Origin of the sequence: Streptomyces sp. NPDC002773 (genome assembly GCF_040295605.1) — a bacterium.
In the GTDB taxonomy this organism is placed as follows: Bacteria; Actinomycetota; Actinomycetes; order Streptomycetales; family Streptomycetaceae; genus Streptomyces.
Genome location: NZ_JBEOVO010000002.1, coordinates 22,240 through 40,892, shown reverse-complemented (window position 1 = coordinate 40,892; position 18,653 = coordinate 22,240). Strand labels below are relative to the sequence as shown.

19 protein-coding genes are annotated in these 18,653 nt (G+C 72.1%); 10 read left to right on the top strand and 9 right to left on the bottom strand.

The window, feature by feature from the left end; translation table 11 throughout:
• Nucleotides 1-12 precede the first annotated feature (12 nt).
• The gene (locus ABT034_RS02745; protein ID WP_351211372.1) at nt 13-1,215 is read left to right on the top strand and encodes a cytochrome P450; all 1,203 of its coding nucleotides are present in this window, start codon (nt 13-15) and stop codon (nt 1,213-1,215) included.
• Nucleotides 1,216-1,258: 43 nt separating this feature from the next.
• Here the strand turns inward: ABT034_RS02745 and ABT034_RS02740 are convergent, their stop codons facing one another.
• Together ABT034_RS02740 and ABT034_RS02735 are read right to left on the bottom strand one after the other, a co-directional pair.
• Nucleotides 1,259-2,719, bottom strand: coding sequence for a hypothetical protein (locus ABT034_RS02740; RefSeq protein WP_351210524.1), 1,461 nt, complete (start codon nt 2,717-2,719; stop codon nt 1,259-1,261).
• A 124-nt stretch (nt 2,720-2,843) separates the two neighbouring features.
• Complete coding sequence (locus ABT034_RS02735; RefSeq protein ID WP_351210522.1) at nt 2,844-3,641, bottom strand: diacylglycerol kinase; 798 nt, start codon at nt 3,639-3,641, stop codon at nt 2,844-2,846.
• 142 nt (nt 3,642-3,783) lie between these two features.
• On the opposite strand from ABT034_RS02735, the gene ABT034_RS02730 reads away from it, so the two are divergent.
• Nucleotides 3,784-5,067 carry an adenylosuccinate synthase gene (locus ABT034_RS02730; protein WP_351210520.1) on the top strand — a complete coding sequence of 428 codons (1,284 nt, stop codon included), beginning with the start codon at nt 3,784-3,786 and terminating at the stop codon, nt 5,065-5,067.
• 119 nt (nt 5,068-5,186) lie between these two features.
• Here the strand turns inward: ABT034_RS02730 and ABT034_RS02725 are convergent, their stop codons facing one another.
• A complete protein-coding gene (locus ABT034_RS02725) occupies nt 5,187-7,106 on the bottom strand; it encodes a serine/threonine-protein kinase (RefSeq protein WP_351210518.1) in 1,920 nt (639 codons plus the stop codon).
• 26 nt (nt 7,107-7,132) lie between these two features.
• Nucleotides 7,133-8,671, bottom strand: a complete 1,539-nt coding sequence (locus ABT034_RS02720) for a PstS family phosphate ABC transporter substrate-binding protein (RefSeq protein ID WP_351210516.1) — start codon at nt 8,669-8,671, stop codon at nt 7,133-7,135.
• Nucleotides 8,672-8,844: 173 nt separating this feature from the next.
• Here ABT034_RS02720 and ABT034_RS02715 point away from each other — a divergent pair, with 173 nt between their 5' ends.
• Nucleotides 8,845-9,786: an NADP-dependent oxidoreductase gene (locus ABT034_RS02715; protein ID WP_351210514.1), complete on the top strand. Its 942-nt coding sequence runs from the start codon at nt 8,845-8,847 to the stop codon at nt 9,784-9,786.
• A 97-nt stretch (nt 9,787-9,883) separates the two neighbouring features.
• On the opposite strand, the gene ABT034_RS02710 is transcribed toward ABT034_RS02715, so the two are convergent.
• Nucleotides 9,884-10,723: a hypothetical protein gene (locus ABT034_RS02710; protein WP_351210512.1), complete on the bottom strand. Its 840-nt coding sequence runs from the start codon at nt 10,721-10,723 to the stop codon at nt 9,884-9,886.
• Nucleotides 10,724-10,903: 180 nt separating this feature from the next.
• On the opposite strand from ABT034_RS02710, the gene ABT034_RS02705 reads away from it, so the two are divergent.
• Complete coding sequence (locus ABT034_RS02705) at nt 10,904-11,794, top strand: glycoside hydrolase family 19 protein (protein WP_351210510.1); 891 nt, start codon at nt 10,904-10,906, stop codon at nt 11,792-11,794.
• Here ABT034_RS02705 and ABT034_RS02700 read toward each other — a convergent pair whose 3' ends face one another.
• Nucleotides 11,795-12,031 (bottom strand): DUF397 domain-containing protein, encoded by a 237-nt coding sequence (locus ABT034_RS02700; RefSeq protein ID WP_351210508.1) that lies wholly within the window; start codon nt 12,029-12,031, stop codon nt 11,795-11,797.
• A complete protein-coding gene (locus ABT034_RS02695) occupies nt 12,028-12,867 on the bottom strand; it encodes a helix-turn-helix domain-containing protein (RefSeq protein ID WP_351210506.1) in 840 nt (279 codons plus the stop codon). The genes ABT034_RS02700 and ABT034_RS02695 overlap by 4 nt, the downstream gene beginning before the upstream one ends.
• A 155-nt stretch (nt 12,868-13,022) precedes the next feature.
• Here ABT034_RS02695 and ABT034_RS02690 point away from each other — a divergent pair, with 155 nt between their 5' ends.
• Genes ABT034_RS02690 through ABT034_RS02680 form a run of 3 tightly spaced genes read left to right on the top strand, consistent with a single transcriptional unit; the run spans nt 13,023 to nt 14,410 of the window.
• Nucleotides 13,023-13,445: a hypothetical protein gene (locus ABT034_RS02690; RefSeq protein WP_351210504.1), complete on the top strand. Its 423-nt coding sequence runs from the start codon at nt 13,023-13,025 to the stop codon at nt 13,443-13,445.
• A 38-nt stretch (nt 13,446-13,483) separates the two neighbouring features.
• Nucleotides 13,484-13,993 carry a VOC family protein gene (locus ABT034_RS02685; protein ID WP_351210502.1) on the top strand — a complete coding sequence of 170 codons (510 nt, stop codon included), beginning with the start codon at nt 13,484-13,486 and terminating at the stop codon, nt 13,991-13,993.
• Between the two features lie 42 nt (nt 13,994-14,035).
• Nucleotides 14,036-14,410 (top strand): type II toxin-antitoxin system VapC family toxin, encoded by a 375-nt coding sequence (locus ABT034_RS02680; protein ID WP_351210500.1) that lies wholly within the window; start codon nt 14,036-14,038, stop codon nt 14,408-14,410.
• Between the two features lie 33 nt (nt 14,411-14,443).
• Here the strand turns inward: ABT034_RS02680 and ABT034_RS02675 are convergent, their stop codons facing one another.
• Nucleotides 14,444-14,914: a MarR family winged helix-turn-helix transcriptional regulator gene (locus ABT034_RS02675; protein WP_351210498.1), complete on the bottom strand. Its 471-nt coding sequence runs from the start codon at nt 14,912-14,914 to the stop codon at nt 14,444-14,446.
• Complete coding sequence (locus tag ABT034_RS02670; protein ID WP_351210496.1) at nt 14,911-15,552, bottom strand: DJ-1/PfpI family protein; 642 nt, start codon at nt 15,550-15,552, stop codon at nt 14,911-14,913. Before ABT034_RS02670 ends, ABT034_RS02675 begins: the two co-directional genes overlap by 4 nt.
• Nucleotides 15,553-15,684: 132 nt before the next feature.
• On the opposite strand from ABT034_RS02670, the gene ABT034_RS02665 reads away from it, so the two are divergent.
• The 3 genes from ABT034_RS02665 (at nt 15,685) to ABT034_RS02655 (ending at nt 18,624) form a co-directional block, all read left to right on the top strand.
• A complete protein-coding gene (locus tag ABT034_RS02665; protein ID WP_351210494.1) occupies nt 15,685-17,049 on the top strand; it encodes an aspartate aminotransferase family protein in 1,365 nt (454 codons plus the stop codon).
• A gap of 68 nt (nt 17,050-17,117) precedes the next feature.
• On the top strand, nt 17,118-17,852 hold the full coding sequence (locus ABT034_RS02660; protein WP_351210492.1) for a GntR family transcriptional regulator: 735 nt from the start codon (nt 17,118-17,120) through the stop codon (nt 17,850-17,852).
• A 121-nt stretch (nt 17,853-17,973) separates the two neighbouring features.
• Nucleotides 17,974-18,624 (top strand): putative DNA-mimic protein, encoded by a 651-nt coding sequence (locus ABT034_RS02655; RefSeq protein WP_351210490.1) that lies wholly within the window; start codon nt 17,974-17,976, stop codon nt 18,622-18,624.
• Nucleotides 18,625-18,653: the final 29 nt, after the last annotated feature.

Below are 18,653 nucleotides of genomic sequence, written 5' to 3'. Positions count from 1 at the left end.
TCCATGGATGCCATGGACGCCACCGAGGCCGCCGCCGCCTTCGACCCCTGGTCCGCCGAGTTCGTCGCCGATCCGTACCCCGCGTACGCCCGGCTCCGTGCCACCGGCCGGGCGCACTGGTTCGCCCCCACCCGCCAGTGGCTGATCCCGCACCACGAGGACGTGTCGGCGCTCCTGCGGGACCGGCGGCTCGGGCGTACGTACACCCACCGCTTCACCCACGAGGAGTTCGGGCAGGAGCCGCCGGCCGCCGCGCACGAGCCGTTCCACACGCTCAACGACCACGGGCTCCTCGATCTGGAGGCGGCCGACCACGCCCGGATCCGGCGGCTCGTGTCGAAGGCGTTCACGCCGAGGACGGTGGAGGACCTGGCGCCGACGGTACGGCGGCTCGCCGCCGGTCTCGTCGGGGACCTGGTCGCGGCGGGCGGCGGCGATCTGCTCGCCTCGGTCGCGGAGCCCCTCCCGGTGGCGGTGATCGCCGAGATGCTCGGCGTGCCGGAGGGGGACGAGGAGCGGGGGCGGCTGCGGCCCTGGTCGGCGGCGATCTGCGGGATGTTCGAGCTGAACCCGTCGGAGGAGGCGGCCCGGCGGGCGGTCGGGGCCTCGATCGAGTTCTCGGACTACCTGCGGGAGTTGATCGCGCGGCGGCGCCGGGAGCCGGGGGGCGATCTGATCTCGTCCCTGATCGCGGTGGAGGATCTGACCGAACAGGAGATGATCTCCACCTGTGTGCTCCTCCTGAACGCGGGCCACGAGGCGACGGTGAACACCACGGTCAACGGCTGGTGGACGCTCCTGAAGGAGGGCGTCCGTCCGGATCCCGAAAAGTTGTCCACAGCTGTGGATGAACTTCTGCGGTACGACACCCCGCTCCAGATGTTCGAGCGCTGGGTCCTCGACGACATCGAGCTCGGCGGCGTGACGATCCCGCGCGGCTCCGAGGTCGCCCTCCTCTTCGGCTCCGCCAACCGCGACCCGGCCCGCTTCGGCCCCACCGCCGACACTCTCGACCTGAGCCGCGCCGACAACCCGCACGTCACCTTCGGCGCCGGCATCCACTACTGCCTGGGCGCCCCGCTCGCCCGCCTCGAACTGGCCGCCGTCTTCGGCGAGTTGCTGAGGCAGGCGCCGGGACTGCGGCTCGCGGCCGAACCGGTGTGGAAGCCGGGGTACGTGATCCGGGGCTTCGAGGAGCTGCTGGTGGAGGTGTGAGGGAGGCGCCTACAAGGCGCCTACAAGGCGCCTGCAAGGCGGCTCAGGGCACCCAGATCTCCTCCTGACGGACCCGGGGGCTCAGGGGCGGGGCGAGCCGGGCGAGCAGTGCGGCGCTCTCCGCCCCGTCCGCCGGTATGTACGGCTCCGCCGGCCACAGCGCGCGCCCGTCGAACCAGGGCACGACGACCGGCCGGCCGTCGGCGGAGTGATCGCGCCAGCCGCGCAGCTCGACGGTGCCGGTGGGCTCCGGCGGCAGCCCGAGCCGCGGGTGCTTCGCCGTGCCGGGGGACAGCAGCACGAGCAGCCCCTCCGGCAGGGCGTCCGGCCCGCCGTGGGCGTGGAAGAGGGCCAGGACGGGGGCTCCGCCGCGCGGGTCGTGGAGCAGCGCGTACCGCCGGGGAACGGGTACGGGGGAGCGGGCGGCCCGGGCCATCACGCGGACCGCGGGGACGCCGGCGGTCAGCAACCGGTGGCCGGAGTAGACGAGCGCCCCGAGGGCCAGGATCGCCGCGACGTACAGGTACATCAGGCCGCCGCCCTCCGGCCGGACGAACGCCGCCGCGCCCAGGGCGACGCAGCCGGCCAGCGGGAGGACCACCTGACCGAACCCCGCGGTCCGCCGCAGGCTCCGCACCCGCCACCACGCCACCTCGCGGACGTCCGCTTCCGGGCGCCGCGTCCGGGTCTGCGGAACGGCCTGCCGCCTGGCGTGCGCCGCGAGCCGCGCGTACGTCGGCGCGCTGCTGGTGTCGGACCGCCGCTTGACGAGGCTCAGGCGCGGGGCGGGGACCGGGACCGGCTCAGGCACTGGCGTGACAGGCACCGGCACTGGCGTGACAGGCACCGGCACTGGCGTGACAGGCACCGGCACCGGCGTGACAGGCACCGGCACCGGCGTGACCGGCGCCGGTGGCACGACCCTCGGTTCCTGTCCCGGCGGCTGGGCGAGGGCCGCGCGGTCGAGGACTCCCGACCGTTCGGCCTGTTCCACGATCCGGTGCCGGGCCCGCCGGTGCCGTACCGGCCTGGCCCAGATCAGCGCCCCGCCGCCGGGCGGTGCGAGCACGCCTCCCCGGGACGGGTCCCCGCACCACCACATCACCCCGTCGGGCCCCGGCCGCAGCAGCTCGTACCGGTGCCGCATCGCCACCGCCTCCAGCGGCCACAGCCCGTCCCCGTCCAGGGACCGCAGGACGACGGCCTCGGTGGACCGCATGCTCCGCACCGACACCGCCGCGTGGGCCGACCAGCCCCCGGAGCCGAGGGCGCGCCGCATCCGCCGCGCCAGGGCCCAGGCCCCGGCGCCGGTGACGGACGTGAGGACGCCCAGGACGACGAGCGCGCCGATCAGGTCGCCCGTCCACGTCTCCCCGGGCGCCACAAGCGCGACTCCGGCGGCGAGGGCGAACAGGACGCCCCCGATCACCATCACCTCGCCCGCTCGCCGCCCGTACCGGCGCAGCGCCCCCGCGGTCTCCGCCAGCTCCAGCGCACGTGCCATCACAATCCCCCCGCCACGGCGAGAACCCCACCTGTCCCGCCCGCGACGGTAGCCCCCAGCGGTGCCGCGCACCAGGCGGATATGGGGGGCGGCCCCAGGGCATCCCGGGCCGGGAGCGCCCGCGTCAGTCCCGCGGCAGAACCAGCCCCCACGCCCCCGCCCGGACCGTCCACGTCCGGCGGCGGACCGGGCCCGTCAGGCGGCCGTCCGCGCGGTAGCGGAAGTCCGGGCCGGAGACCGTGAGGACGTCGGCGGTGGTGTGCAGGGGCGGGGCGGACACGGGGTGGACGGTCACCTCGGCCGCACCGGCGACCGAGCGGACCGTCAGGCTCTCCAGCGGGGTGTCGACGTCCGTGAGCAGCACCCCGTCGGCCTCCACCCGCAGCCGGTGGGTGCGGGTGGCGAGGGCCCCGGGGGCCGGGCGGACGAGGGTGCGGACCAGGGAGCGGCAGGTGCCCCAGACGGACGGGGCCGCCGAGGAAAGAGCCGCGGTGGCGGGCACCCGGAGGTCGCCGAGGACGACCCCGTCACTGTCGTCGACGAGCAGGTCCAGGCGCCGCTCCGACCCGCCGAGGGCCGCCCGGGCCGCCGCCGGGACGGAGCGCGGCACGCCGAGCGCGTGGGCGACTTCCAGGGCGTCGGGAGGGCCGATCGGGACGACGGAGACCACGGCCCCGGCGAGCTCCCGGTCCCGGTGGAGCAGCGCGACCGTACGCAGCAGCGCGCGGTCGTCCCCGAGCACCACGGGACGCCGCGAACCGCGCCTGGCCAGGGCCCGGGAGAATTCCTCCGGCGTGTCCGGCAGGCAGATCTTCGCTTCCGCGCCGGCGGACAGGACATCTTTCGCGATCCGTACGGACTCGCCGTCACTTCGGCGGGCGACCGGGTCGACAATGACCAGCAGCTGGTCGTGATCCGACACCTCGGTCCTTCCTCGGGTAGCATCTTTGTGCAAGAGCCCCTTGCGCTATTGCGCCAGGGGCTTCGTCTATTCCGGGGCACACCGGTGAGGCGGCGTATGCCCCTGACCTTGGACATGCCCCACCCGGAAGGGGTGTACGCCTGTGCCCGCACTTGTGCTGCTCGGTGCTCAGTGGGGTGACGAGGGCAAGGGAAAGGCCACCGATCTCCTCGGTGGATCCGTTGACTATGTAGTGCGCTACCAGGGCGGCAACAACGCCGGCCACACCGTCGTCGTGGGCGACCAGAAGTACGCGCTGCATCTTCTCCCTTCCGGAATCCTGTCGCCGGGGTGTACCCCGGTGATCGGAAACGGTGTCGTCGTCGACCCGGCGGTCCTGCTCTCCGAGCTGAGCGGACTGAACGACCGCGGCGTCGACACGTCGAAGCTCCTGATCAGCGGAAACGCTCATCTGATCACCCCGTACAACGTCACCCTCGACAAGGTGACGGAACGGTTCCTCGGCAAGCGCAAGATCGGCACCACGGGCCGTGGCATCGGTCCGACGTACGCCGACAAGATCAACCGCGTCGGCATCCGGGTCCAGGACCTGTACGACGAGTCGATCCTGGTGCAGAAGGTCGAGGCGGCGCTGGAGGGCAAGAACCAGCTGCTCGCCAAGCTGTACAACCGCCGCGCGATCGACGCCGCGCAGATCGTCGAGGAGATGCTCCAGTACGCGGAGCAGATCAAGCCGTTCGTCGCGGACACCACCCTGATCCTCAACAACGCGCTCGACGAGGACAAGGTCGTCCTCTTCGAGGGCGGCCAGGGAACGCTCCTGGACGTCGACCACGGCACGTACCCCTTCGTCACCTCCTCGAACCCGACCGCGGGCGGCGCCTGCACCGGCGCCGGCGTGGGCCCGACGAAGATCAGCCGGGTCATCGGCATCCTCAAGGCGTACACGACCCGTGTCGGCGCCGGCCCGTTCCCGACGGAGCTGTTCGACGAGGACGGCGAGGCGCTGCGCCGCATCGGCGGCGAGCGGGGTGTCACCACCGGCCGTGACCGCCGCTGCGGCTGGTTCGACGCGGTCATCGCGCGGTACGCGACCCGGGTCAACGGTCTGACCGACTTCTTCCTCACCAAGCTCGACGTGCTGACGGGCTGGGAGCAGATCCCGGTCTGTGTCGCGTACGAGATCGACGGCAAGCGCGTCGAGGAGCTGCCGTACTCGCAGACCGACTTCCACCACGCGAAGCCGATCTACGAGATGCTGCCGGGCTGGTCCGAGGACATCACGAAGGCGAAGACGTTCGCGGACCTGCCGAAGAACGCGCAGGCGTACGTGAAGGCGCTGGAGGAGATGTCGGGCGCGCCGATCTCCGCGATCGGCGTCGGCCCCGGCCGCACCGAGACGATCGAGATCAACTCGTTCCTCTAGGCACACAGCGAAGGGCCCGCCCCCCCGGTTCGCCTGGGGGGCGGGCCCTTCGCCGTGTCCGTCAGTCGTCTTGAACTCACCTTGTACGCAAGGGGTGTTGGGAGCCTGATGGGCGCCCCTCAGGACCGGTAGTACTCGTTCGGTTCGCCGTCGAGCATCGGGTAGACGAGGAGCCGGTCCCTGCCCTTCAGTTTGTCGACGACCAGGTAGCGGGAGAGGCCCTCCTGGCATTCGCGGTCCCAGGCGGTGGTGTCCCGCGTGGACGGGCCGATGACCAGCATGTTCCCGACGCCCGCGAGGACGGACGTGGTTCCGCAGGACCAGTCCTCCGTGGTGGTCACGCCGTCGATGGTGCGCGGATAGCCGTCGATGACGGTGACCACGGGGGCGCCGACCGGGCCCTGGGTGATCGTCACCTCCGAGGTGTAGCGGTCGTCGTTCTCGCCGTAGATCTCGGGGGCGGGGATGCGCGACCAGTGCCCGAGGAAGCGGGCGGGCACCACCTCGGTGCCGGTGGGGGCCTTGCGGAAGGTGGCCTTCGCGGCGCCCGACGTCCACTCCAGGACGTCGGGCGAGCGCAGGGTCAGGGTCTGGTGCGCGGCGGGCGTGCAGCGCTGCGCGGGCACGCTGGTCGTGACGTCGGACTCGCCGAGGACGACCTTGTCCTCGTCGGCCGAGACGAGCCGGGAGCGGCCCATGCACAGCTGGTTCTCCCTGACCTGGACGTAGACGGCGTTCTTGGCGCCGGCCGCGCCCTGGGCGATCTCGATCCGGGTGGTCTCCCTCGGGTGGTCGGGGGAGCCCTGGAGGACGCCCTCCCAGGCGCCGAGGAAGGCGGCAGGGACGATCCCGGCGGGCCGGGCGGAGATGCTGCCCGTGTCGCCCTTCCCCTTGTTCTTCTGCTCGTCGCCGCCGGTGCCCGGGTCGGGCCAGAAGGTGTACGTGACGGTGGCGGCGGCCGCGACCGCGAGGGCCGCGAGGCCGGCGATCAGGGCCGTACGGCGGGAGCGGCGGCCGGGAGACGGGGCCTGCGGCGCGGTCGCGGCGGTGGACGGCAGGGGAGTGGGCGGTGTCGGGTCACCGGCGACGAGGCCGGCGCCCCCCGTCCCGGTGGCACCGGTCGCACCCTCCGCTTCCGTCTCGGCCCGCGTCTCCGCCTCCAGGAGCCGCGCCGCGTGCCGCCCCAGCCGCGCGAGCACGTCCGCCGGCAGCCACGGGTCCGGCACCGGCAGCGTCTCCGCGATCTCGGCGGCCGACGGGCGGGCCGCCGCGTCCTTCGCGAGACAGGCCCGGATCAGGCCGGACAGCTCGGGCGCGAGGTCCGTCAGGTCGGGCTCGTCGTGGGCGATGCGGAACATGGTGGCGTGGACGCCGCTGTCCGCCGTGCCGAAGGGGGAGCGGCCGGTCGCCGCGTACGCGAGGACCGAGCCGAGGCAGAAGATGTCCGAGGCCGGGGTGAGGTGCTCGCCGCGCACCTGCTCCGGCGACATGAAGCCGGGCGAGCCGACGACCGCCCCGGTGGTGGTGAGGTTGCCGCCGTCGGCGACCGTGTCGACGGCGCGGGCGATGCCGAAGTCGATGATCCGGGGCCCGTCGACGGTGAGCAGCACGTTCGACGGCTTGAGGTCGCGGTGGACGAGCCCGGCGGTGTGGATGTGGACGAGGGCGCGGGCGAGCCCGCCGGCCAGGGCCTTCACGGTCGCGGGCGGCAGCGGCCCGTACTCGTCGCCGACCACGATCCGCAGCGAAGGCCCCGGTACGTACCCGATGGCGACCCACGGCGACCCGGCGGCGGTGTCCGAGCCGAGTACGGGCGCCGTGCCCGTCCCGCCGACCCGCTCCAGGGCGGCGACCTCGCGGGCGAACCGGCGCCGGAACTCGTCCTGGGCGGCCAGCTCGGCGTGCACCACCTTCACCGCGACCGTCCGCCCCCCGGCCGAACGCGCCAGGAACACCCGGCCCATCCCGCCGACCCCGAGGCGGCCGAGCAGACGGAACGGGCCGATGCTGACCGGGTCTTCCGCGTTCAATGGCTCCACGTCGAAAGAGGATGCCAGACCCGGCGTCAGCCGTCTCCGCAGATCCGCAGCCCCTTGGGGGTGGCGCAGGGCAGGTGGCCGTGGGTGCGGATGACGTCCTGGCCGCCGCCCCGGCTCAGATAGGTGAGGAAGCTGGAGGTCAGCGAGTCGGCCGGGGGGTCGCCCCAGGTGTAGGCGTACTCGATCTCCCGGTACGGGTAGGTCGACTCGCCGATCTCGTCGAGGACGGCCGTGCGCCCGTCGACGGCCACCCGGTGCAGGCCCTTCAGGCCGCTGCCGGCGCGGAGTTCGGTGTAGCCGATGGCCCCGGGCAGCCGGGCGACGGTCGACAGGACCTGTTCGGTGGAGTCGAGTTCGCAGCGGATGACCTTCGCCTCGGGGTCGTCGAGGTGCTCGCAGTCACGGGAGGAGTTGGCCGGTTCGTTGCGGCCGAGGACCCGGCGCTGGAAGACCTCGCGGGTACCGGAGTTGGCGTCGCGGCTGACGAGCAGGACGGGCTGGTCGACGCTGGGGACGAGCTCGCTCCAGTTGGTGATGTCGCCCCGGTAGAGGCGGCGGATCTGGTCGAGGCTGAGGTCGTCGAGGGGTATCCCGTCGTTGAGGACGAGGGTGAAGAGGGAGACGGCGACCATGCTCTCGCGCAGCTGCGGGTAGCCGCCGGGCTTGCGCCCGTCGGAGAGCGCGATCACGGCGGGGGAGCCCTTGGACGTCTTCGCCCCGGCGTCGGCCAGCTTCCGGATCCCGGAGGTCGAGCCGTGCGCGTCGACGATCACCGTCGAGCCCTCGCAGTCCTTCTCGTACGCCGTGGCGACCTTGCGCAGGGCGGGCGCGAAGGCCGTCGAGCCGGTGACGGTGAGCGTCCCCTCGGCGCAGCCGATCGGCGGCGGGGTCCGCTCGCGGACGATGATCGTGGCCAGGACGATCACGCAGGCGGTGAGGATGACCGTGACGTTGCGGGCGGTGGGGCTGAACCTGGCTGCCTTCTCGTCGGGGGTGGTGCTCCTGTTGCGCCAGATCGAGCCGCCCTGGAGGGTGCCCTCGATCTTGATGTCCTTGTCGGCGACCCGGCCGGAGAGCTGTACGAGCAGCTTGTAGTACTGCCCGCGCTCCAGGGCCACCTTGGGGACGAGGACCGCGCTGCCGTCGCGGCCCAGCTTGGGGTCGCGCTCCAGGTCCTCCCGTATCGAGACCCAACCGGCCGGGACGGTCGCGACGACACCTTCGACGTCCCGCCGGCCGAAGGTGATCCTCAGCCCGTGGGGCTGGGCGGAGGGCCCGTAGTCGTCGAGGCTGATGTCGAGGTCCCGGTCGTTCTCGATGCGGAGGAGGACGAGCGTGGACTCGTTGGCGGGCGGGGCGATCCCCACCACCTGGCCCTCCCGCACGGTCATGACCTCGCCGTCCCGGTTCTCCTCCCGGTGGAGCGGGGTGTTGAGCTGCACGCGGTAGCCGAGCCGCTTGCGCGGCGGCGAGATCCGGTCGATCCAGACGACCGCGACCGAGACGAGGACACCGAGGAGCGCCGTCGCCAGGGCGATGACGTTCTCGGCGGTTATCCACTCCATGGCCGGGACGGTACGGACGTCTGTACGAACGCGGGGGTGGCGTAGCGGGCGGTCACCTGGACTTCTCCGTTCGTTCAGGTGACGGGTCGTTCAGGTGGCCCGACAGGGGTTGCCGGGGGTGGGGAGCGTGGGTGTAATGGCGACGAGGGGGCCTTCCGTCTGAGGAGTACCCCATGCGTGTCGTAGAAGTGACCGCCTACGGCGGACCCGAGGTCCTCAGAATGGCCCGCCGGCCAGAGCCGGAGGCCGGGGACGTCCCCGGGCGGGTACGGGTGCGCCTGAAGGCGGCGGGTGTGAACCAGGCGGACCTGCGGATCCGATCCGGTCTGTACGCGAACGCGGTCGGCGACCTCAGGCCCCCCTTCGTCATCGGTACGGACTTCGCGGGCAAGCTGCTCGACCCCGTGCCCGGGATGGCGGAAGGCACCCGCGTGGCCGGTTTCATCCCCTGGTACGAGGAGCTGACGGGCGAGGGCACGTACGCGGAGGTCGTACGGGTCGCCCCCGAGTGGCTGGCCCCGATCCCGGACGACGTGGAGTTCACCGTGGCCGCGTCCGTCCCGCTGGCCTCGGCGACCGCACTTGAGGGCCTGGACCGGCTCAGACTCCAGCCGGGCGCGACGCTGCTCGTGACCGGTGCGAGCGCGGTGGTGGGCCGGCTCGCGGTGCAGTACGCCCATGCGGCGGGGCTGCGCGTGGTGGCCGTCGCCCACGAGGGCGACGCGCCGGAGCTGCGGGTCCTCGGCGCGGACCACGTCGTCACGCGTGGCACACCGGAGGAGGTGGTCGCGCGGGTGATCGAGGGCGATCCGTACCGGGTGGACGGGGTCTTCGACGGGGCGCTCGTGGGCGAGGGGCTCCTCCCGGCGGTCAAGGACGGCGGCGTCTTCGTCGCGCTCGCTCCGGACCGGGTGCCGACCGGGGAGCGGAACATCCGCGTGGAGGCGGTCCGCGCACGGCCGGACGCGGCGCGCCTCAAGGAGACCCTGGAGAAGGTGGAGGCGCGGGAGCTGATCACCCGGGTGGCGGACGTCATGCCCCTCGAGTCGGTCGCGGAGGCGCACCGCAGGGCGGAGGCGGGTCACCGGCCCGGCCGGATCGTGCTGCTGATCTGATCGTTCCAGGATGACTCTGATCGTTCCAGGTCGACCGGGCAGCACGCGCCGGCGTCAGGGCCGCTCCGGCAGCCGCCCGCCGCCGTTGTGCGGCGGGTCAGCCGCGGTCGAGTCGCGGCAGCGACGCGCAGAGGCGCGCGGGCAACTCCGGCAGGACTTTGTGGATGCCCGCGCACCCCGCATCGCCGTTCGTGGCGACCGGTCGCCAGCCCGAGGCCTCGGCCCGGTAGAACCAGCGCTGGGAGACGCTTGAGGAGCAGCCGGCGTCGGCGTCACCGCACACCGGCCCCATCCGGGTCGACAGGTCAAGGACCAGCCAGGTGTCGTCGCAGCCGCGTTCCTCCCGGCTCGTGTGCTGGGGGACGTCCGTGTCGTTGACCGCCTGCTCGTACGAGGACGAGGTGCACCGCGGCGGCGTGGGGTCGCAGCCGTTCTCCCCGCACTTCCGCAGGGCGGGCGGGGTGGCACCGGCGGGGGTGTACACGTCCCGGCTGTTCACCATGACCCGGGGAGAACGCAGGGGCTCGCGCAGCTTCACCGTGGCTTCGACCCGCTGCGTCCGGGTGCAGCCCGAGGCCCGGTCCCCGGAAGGGGACTCGTACGTGACGCTCACGTAGACCGTGCCGTTTTCGACGGTCTCGACTTCACCGCGCAGGCCGCGCACGCACGCGCGTGGGCCGGCGGGCACTTCGGCGGCGACCACCAGGGACCGGCCGCCGTCGGCGGTACGGACCCCGTCGATGCGGATCGGAGCGGAGAGGGTCCAGCGCAGGCCCGCCGCCCCTGCCGCCTCCTCAGCGGTCGTGGCGGTCTCGACGGTCTCGACCGTCTCGCCGGTCCCGACGGTCCCTCCGGCCCCGACGGTCTCGGAACCGCAGCCGGCGAGGATCACCAGGGCCGCGCAGAGCCCGACCATCCGTATGCCCCGCTGCCACATGCGATGCCCCCATTCGCCGAAGAGCGGCAGCCTAACGCCTTGGCGATCCTGCTCCGTTGAGGCCCCCGGCTGCTCCCGTTCCGTCCTGTCACAAGTCCTGGTCTAGACCTTGACAGGTTCAGACCAATCGCGCTTCGCTGTGCTTCCCACCCGGCCCCCCCCACCCGGAAGGAAGCACGCATGCTGCGTAAGTTGGTCACCCTGTTGGCCGCGCTCTGTACGGCCGTCGGGCTCGCCGTACTCCTCCCCACCGCCTCGGCGGGCGCCGCCCCCGCCTGCGTGGGCGCCTGGAACTCCGGCAGCGTCTACACCGGCGGCATGACCGCCTCGTACAACGGCCACAACTGGTACGCGAAGTGGTGGACGCAGAACGAGCGCCCCGGCAGCTCGGACGTCTGGCGCGACGAGGGCACCTGCGGCACGGGCGGCGGCGGCGAGCAGCCGGACCCGTCCGGATTCGTCGTCTCCGAGGCCCAGTTCAACCAGATGTTCCCGAACAGGAACCCGTTCTACACGTACGCGGGCCTCACCGCGGCCCTCAAGTCGTACCCCGCCTTCGCCACCACGGGCGGCGAGACGGTCAAGCGCCAGGAGGCCGCGGCCTTCCTCGCGAACGTCTCCCACGAGACCGGCGGCCTCGTCCACATCGTGGAGCAGAACACCGCCAACTACCCGCACTACTGCGACCGGAACCAGCCCTACGGCTGCCCCGCGGGACAGGCCGCCTACTACGGCCGCGGCCCCATCCAGCTCTCCTGGAACTTCAACTACAAGGCCGCCGGCGACGCCCTCGGCATCGACCTGCTGAACAACCCGTACCGGGTCGAACGCGAGCCGGCCGTCGCCATGATGACGGGCCTCTGGTACTGGAACACCCAGAACGGCCCCGGCACCATGACCGCCCACAACGCCATGGTCAACGGCGCCGGCTTCGGCCACACCATCCGCGCGATCAACGGCACCCTGGAGTGCAACGGGGCGAACCCGGCCCAGGTGCAGAGCCGGGTCACCAAGTACCAGCAGTTCACCCAGATCCTGGGCGTCCCGACCGGGGCGAACCTGTACTGCTGATCAGTCCTGCCAGGCGAGGAACGAGGACCAGGCGGCGGGCTCCACGGCGAACGTGGGCCCGTCGCTGACCTTCGAGTCGCGGAGGTGGACGGCGTGGGGGCAGGCGGCGACCTCGACGCAGTTGCCGCCGCTGTCATCGCTGTAGGAGGACTTGTGCCAGTCGAAGGCGACCTCGACGCAGTCCCCGCCACCGCTGTCGCTGTAGCTGGACTTGAACCAGTGCAGGGTGTCGTTCATCTCCGTACTCCCGCCAACTCCTCGATGAGACCCAGCGACCTGCGCGGATCCAGGGCCTGTGCTCGGATCTTCGCATACCGCTGTGTGTACGTACTGACCTTCGTCCGGTCGGTGATCAGCAGGCTCTCCCCCTGGATCTCCAGGAAAGCCACGCGGTCGTGGGTCGGCGTCTCGACGAGGTTCATCATTCCTCGGTCACCCGCGTAATCCCCGCTCAGCCCCGCGTCCAGCGGCAACACCTGAAGGTTCACGTTCCTCCTCCGCGCGCACTCCGCCAGGTAGACCAACTGCTCGCGCAGGATCTCCTCGCTTCCGATCGGCCGTCGCAGCACCGACTCGTCGAGTACCAGCTCGATCTCGCAGACCGGCTTCCGGTCGAAGAGCGCCTTCCGGGCCATCCGGGCGGCCACCAGCTCCTCCACCCGCTCCTCCGTCGGTTCCGGGTACCCGCCCGCGATCAAAGCGCGCGCGTACGCCTCCGTCTGGAACAGCCCGTGGACGACGTGGTTCGCGTACAACCAGAGGGCCACCGCCTTCTGCTCGATCGGCGCGTACCCACGGAACTGCTCCGGGAGTTTCTCCAGTCGTACGAGCTCCCGCATCTCCTCGAAGATGCCCGTGCCGCCGCCGAGTACGCGTTCGAGCTGGATGAGCATCTCGTCGCTCACCGGGTGGATCAGCCGCTCCATCGCGCTGATCGCCGCGCCCGTGTACCCCGTCTGGGCGCCGAGCTGGTCCTGTGTCAGGCCCTTCTTCAGCCGCAATCGCCGCGCCACCGCCGCCGCCATGCGGGCCGCAGGGCCGACCGCCGTTTCCTTGTTCTCCGCTCGCGCCATCGCGATCCCCATTCGAACTCAACCGATCTCAACCGGTCTCAACTGCTCCCCGCCGAATTCGACTGCTGGCAAGGGCGTTGACGCAGGTCAAGGGGGTGTCGACGCGCCCTCCACAGTCGTGGAAAACGCTAGCGCCGACGCGGGAACATGTCCTCGTGAATGAAGAGAATCGGGAAGTAAACGTGGATTGGATTCCTGTTTCCGGATTCCAACTCCGCAAGGCCGGGGTGCAATTCGACGCGGTCCGCGTCGACGGCGAGGAGGGGCGGCGGCTCGCGGACTGGATAGAGGTACTCACGGGTGGGGACCCGGGCCCGGTCGTCATCGAGGCGAACGGCAGGCGCGGGGTCTACTTCCTCGTCCCGCCGGGGTCGACGGCGCGGAAGTCGTGGCCGCGCGGGGTGACCCGGTTCAACGCGGGACCGGCCCACGTCAGCTTCGTACCGGTGCCGGCGCTGACGGGCCGGACCTGGCCGCTCGCCTGGCGCTTCCCGCCGACGGGCCCCGGCCGCTTCGTGCATCCGCTGCTCCTGCGGAGTGCGGTCTCCGAACTTTTCGGGGGAGCCGGGTCCAACTAGGGCGAGGGCTGACCTAGTGGCTTCCTAGCCTCGGTCCCATGAGCGACATCAAGGCCGTCCCGGACGGCTACACCACCGTCACGCCCTGGGTCATCGGACACGACACGGCAGGGCTCATCGACTATCTGGAGCGGGCGTTCGGCGCCGAGGAGCTGGGTCGGTTCGTCATGGAGGACGGCACGATCGGGCACGCGGAACTGCGGATCGGCACCGGACACATCATGGCCTTCGACAGCCCGCCGGGCTGGGAGCCGACGCCCGCCTTCGTACGGCTGTACGTGGAGGACGCGGAGGCCGTGCACCGGCGGGCGGTCGAGGCGGGCGGCACCTCCGTGACCGAGGTGACCCACTTGTTCTTCGGCGACAAGGTCGGCCGGGTCCGCGACCCGTACGGGAACCTCTGGTGGGTCCAGACCCACATCGAGGACGTCTCCGAAGAGGAGGCGGCCCGCCGGCTCACCGACCCGGAGTTCACCCGCGCGATGGAGTACGTGACGGGGGCGCTGCGGAAGGGCCCCGAGGGCCCCGAGGGAGCTGACGTCCGCTGATCCCCGATCGCGGCCCGCAACCATGCATGCAACCGTGCATGCGTGGTTGCTCTGCAGATCGACGAGGGGGCGACCGGGGACCGGTGCCGCGCCGCCCTCGCCGCCGACAGCAGATGGATCGCGCCGGAGCACTGGACGATCGAAGTGCTCTCGGTGATCCGGGGGCACCTGCTCGCCGGGAAGATCTCCAAGGAGCACGCCGAGGACGCCGTCGCCGCGCTCGCCCAGCTGGAACCCGTCGTTCCGTCGTCCCGTGTGCTCCTGCCGCGGATCTGGGAACTGCGGGGGAACCTCACGACGTGCGACGCGGCCTACGTCGCGGCGGCGGAGGCGTACGGCTGCGCGCTGGTCACCGCGGACGGCCGGCTCGCCCGCGCGTCCGGCATCCGCTGCCCGGTGGACGTGATCCTCGGCTGACCGGCCCCGGTTCACGGGTCCCGCGGCCCCGGTTCACTGGCCCTGCGGATCCCGCCCGCTCGCGCTGATCGCCTCCAGGGCCGTCGAGAGCCGTTCCAGGACCCGTACGGTCTCGTCGAAGGCCTCCTGGCCGCCCAACTCCCGCTGGAGCAGGGCGGCCAGCTCCGCGTGGCCCGGTTCGATGCGGGCGATCGCCGCCCGGCCCGCCTCCGTGGCGGCGAGGAGCTTGGCGCGGCGGTGGGCCGGGTTCGGCTCGTACGCCGCGAGTCCCTCCCGTACGAGCAGGTCCGCGATCCGCTGGACGCTCTGCCGGGTGATGCCCATGACGCGGGCGATCCCGGCGACCGGCAGGGGCTCGGGGAGTACGGCTCCGAGGACCTGCCACCAGGCGGCGGTCAGGCCCGCCGGTTCGGCCAGCTTCTCCGAGACGGCGAGGAACTGGCCGTTGAGCCGGAAGACGCCGAGGGCCGTGCGGGAGAGGGCGTCCTGCTGCTCGCGGCTCACGCGTTCAGTTCCTCGAAGGCCGCCGGGTCCGAGTCGTGGAAGAGGCGGAACCAGGCGTCCCGCTTGCCCTCGTAGGCGCCGAGCCGGGCGAAGATCTCGCGGGCGAACGCGACCGGCTCGGTCGGGCCCGCCGTGATCAGGTCGCCGTCGCGGACCGCGTCCGCGTCGACGTAGTGGTCGCCGCCCTTGTAGCCGGTGGCGGCCAGGTAGAAGGAGACCGCGCTCGTGTGCGGGCGGTCGTCGAGCAGGCCCTCCTTGGCCAGGCCCGCCGTGGCCCCGCAGATCGCGGCGACCGGGACCCCGGCGGCGAGGAAGGCGCGGGCCTTGGCGGTGAACGGGGCGAGCTCGTCGCCCTCGTCGTACTTCTCGGCGCCCGGGAGGATCAGCAGCGCGCTGTCCTCGGGACGGAGGTCGGCGAGCGCGAGGTCGGGGACGATCCGGATGCCGGCGAGGGTCGTGACGGGCTCTCCGGCGACCGGGCCGACGGTCCTGACCGTGTATCCGGCGCGGGCGAGCCACGCCGTGGCGTGGCCGGTCTCCCAGTCCGCGAGGGTGTCGTAGACGGCGAGGTGGACGGTCGTGGTCCCGGTCTCGGTCGCAGTCTCGGTCGCAGTCTCGATCTCAGTCTCCGTTGTCATGACAGAAGACTGTCATCTCGACAGTAAGCTGTCAATGGGGGAGGGGGTGGAACAACGTGTCGCGTCCGCCCCGGTCTCGGTGGACAAGATGGCCATGGCCCGCCCCACCTGCGGTTCCTTACCCTCGACCCCATGACCCCTCATGTCATCGAACCCGATCCCCAGGCCGGGGCCGCCGTCAAGGCCGCCGACCGCGCGCACGTCTTCCACTCCTGGTCCGCCCAGGGCCTGATCGACCCGCTCGCCGTCGCCGGCGCCGAGGGTTCGTACTTCTGGGACTACGACGGAAACCGCTACCTCGACTTCACCAGCGGCCTCGTCTACACGAACATCGGCTACCAGCACCCGCGCGTGGTCGCCGCCATCCAGGAGCAGGCCGGGAAGCTCGCCACCTTCGCGCCCGCCTTCGCCGTCGACGTCCGCTCCGAGGCCGCACGCCTCATCGCCGAGCGCACCCCCGGCGACCTGGACAAGATCTTCTTCACCAACGGCGGCGCCGAGGCCGTCGAGAACGCCGTCCGCATGGCCCGGCTGCACACCGGCCGTACGAAGGTGCTCTCCGCCTACCGCTCGTACCACGGCGCCACCTCCACCGCGATCAACCTCACCGGCGACCCGCGCCGCTGGGCCTCCGACAACGGCTCCGCCGGTGTCGTCCGCTTCTGGTCGCCCTTCCTCTACCGCTCGCCCTTCTACGCCACCACGGAGGCGGAGGAGTGCGCGCGGGCCCTCCAGCACCTGGAGGACACGATCGCCTTCGAGGGTCCGGCGACGATCGCCGCGATCATCCTGGAGACCGTGCCCGGCACCGCAGGCATCATGACCCCGCCGCCCGGCTACCTCGCCGGCGTCCGCGAGATCTGCGACAGGTACGGCATCGTCTTCGTCCTCGACGAGGTCATGGCGGGCTTCGGCCGCACCGGCAAGTGGTTCGCCGCCGAGCACTTCGACGTCGTCCCCGACCTGATGACCTTCGCCAAGGGCGTCAACTCCGGTTACGTGCCGCTCGGCGGCGTCGCCATCAACGCCGAGATCGCCGCCACCTTCGACAAGCGCCCCTATCCGGGCGGACTGACCTACTCCGGTCACCCGCTCGCCTGCGCCGCCGCCGTCGCCACCATCCAGGTGATGGAGGACGAGAAGGTCGTCGAGAACGCCGCCCACATCGGCGAGACCGTCCTCGGCCCCGGCCTGCGCGAGCTCGCCGAGCGCCACCCCTCCGTCGGCGAGGTCCGCGGCCTGGGCGTCTTCTGGGCGCTCGACCTGGTCAAGAACCGCGAGACGCGCGAACCGCTCGTCCCGTACAACGCGGCCGGCGAGGCCGCCGCGCCGATGGCCGCCTTCGGCGCGGCGGCGAAGAAGAACGGCCTGTGGCCCTTCGTCAACATGAACCGCACCCACGCTGTTCCCGCCTGCAACGTCTCCGAGGCCGAGGCCAAGGAGGGCCTCGCGGCCCTCGACGCGGCCCTCTCGGTGGCCGACGAGCACACGGCGTAACCGCAGTACGGGGACGTTCCCTCCGTCTGGACTAGGGTGTCCGGAGCCGGACGGAGGGACCGACCAAGATGCCCGCGAGCGGAGCTGTCACCCGCAACACCTTGCGACAGCAGATCGCGGACGCGCTGCGTGACGAAGTGCTCGCGGGCCGTCTCCAGCCGGGCGAGGAATTCACCGTCAAGCAGATCGCCGAGCAGTACGGCGTGTCCGCGACCCCCGTACGGGAAGCGCTCGTCGACCTCTGCGCGCAAGGCCTCCTCGACTCCGACCAGCACCGCGGCTTCCGCGTCCACCAGTACTCGGTCGACGACTACCGGGGCATGGTCGAGGCCCGGATGCTCGTCGTCGACGGCATCTTCCGCCGCCACGCGCCCGCGATGCCCCCGCCGCCCGCCACGGCCCCCGCCCAGGGACCCGACCTCGGCATCGGGGTCGCGCTCGTCTCCGTACGGCGCCGCGGCGAGGCCGCCGCCCGCGCGGCCCGCGCCGGGGACCTCGACATCCTCATCGGGTACGACATCCGCTACTGGCGCGAACTGGGCCGCCTGGTCTCCGCCAACGACTACATCGCCGACTTCCTGCACCGCCTCCGCGTCCAGGCCTGGGTCTTCTCCGTGCCGTACCTGCGCTCCGAACGGGACATGCTGGGCTGGCTGTGGAGCGGCCACGTGGACCTGGTCGACGCCATCACGCGCGGTGACGCCGACGCGGCCGTCTCGGTCGTACGGGAGTACAACGCGCACTCGATGGAGTGGGCGGACCGGCTGGAACGGCGGGACCCGGCGGAGCGCCGGGGCGGTTGAGGGCGGGGCTCCGGGGGCAGGTCCTCAACGGGTGGACGGCGCCCGTGGGACGCCGACTAACCTGGCCGTCCCTGCAAACGCGCGCGAGCGTCCCCCGCAACTGACGGAGAGCGAGCCTCCCTTGGCCTGTGACCTGTGGCTGGTCCCCCTCGTCGACGTGCTGTGCCACAGCCCCGACAACCCCTTCGCCGAAGAGATCGCCGCGTACGACGCCGTGCTCACCGCGTCCGGCCTGCCGACCGTGCCCGTCTACGCGTACATGCCGGGGCTCTCCGGCGACGTCGCCCCGGTCGCCGGCTTCGACTACGAGGCCCTGCACTTCCTGCGGCGCGCCTACCTCCTCCAGATGTGCGGACTGCCGGTCGAACCGGTCGGCGAGCTCGGCGGGGACTACGAGCAGCTCCTGGAGATGTTCGAGGCGACCGCCCAGCAGTCGCACCTGGTCTGGCACTACGACCACGCGGGCGCGTACGTGCCGGTCGACTTCCCGGTGCCGCTCGCCAGCGACGAGCTCCTGGAGGGCGGCGGACCGCTCGGCTCCTCGTACGGACTCCTCCGGGAGCTCCAGTACGTGGCCCCCTCGATCGGCATCGACCCGGCGAACCCGCCGGCCGCCCCCGTACCGCCGGAGCGGCCGACCAGCCTGGAGGAACCGGCCGTACCGATCCAGCTGGACGGGAGCCCCTTCGCGCGGGAGCGCCATGTGTGGTTGGGCCTGCACGCGGCGGTGACCCGGAGCCTCGCCCAGGGCTCGATGATCATCCTGAGCTGAGAACCCGGCCGGGCGGGCCCCCGGCCAGG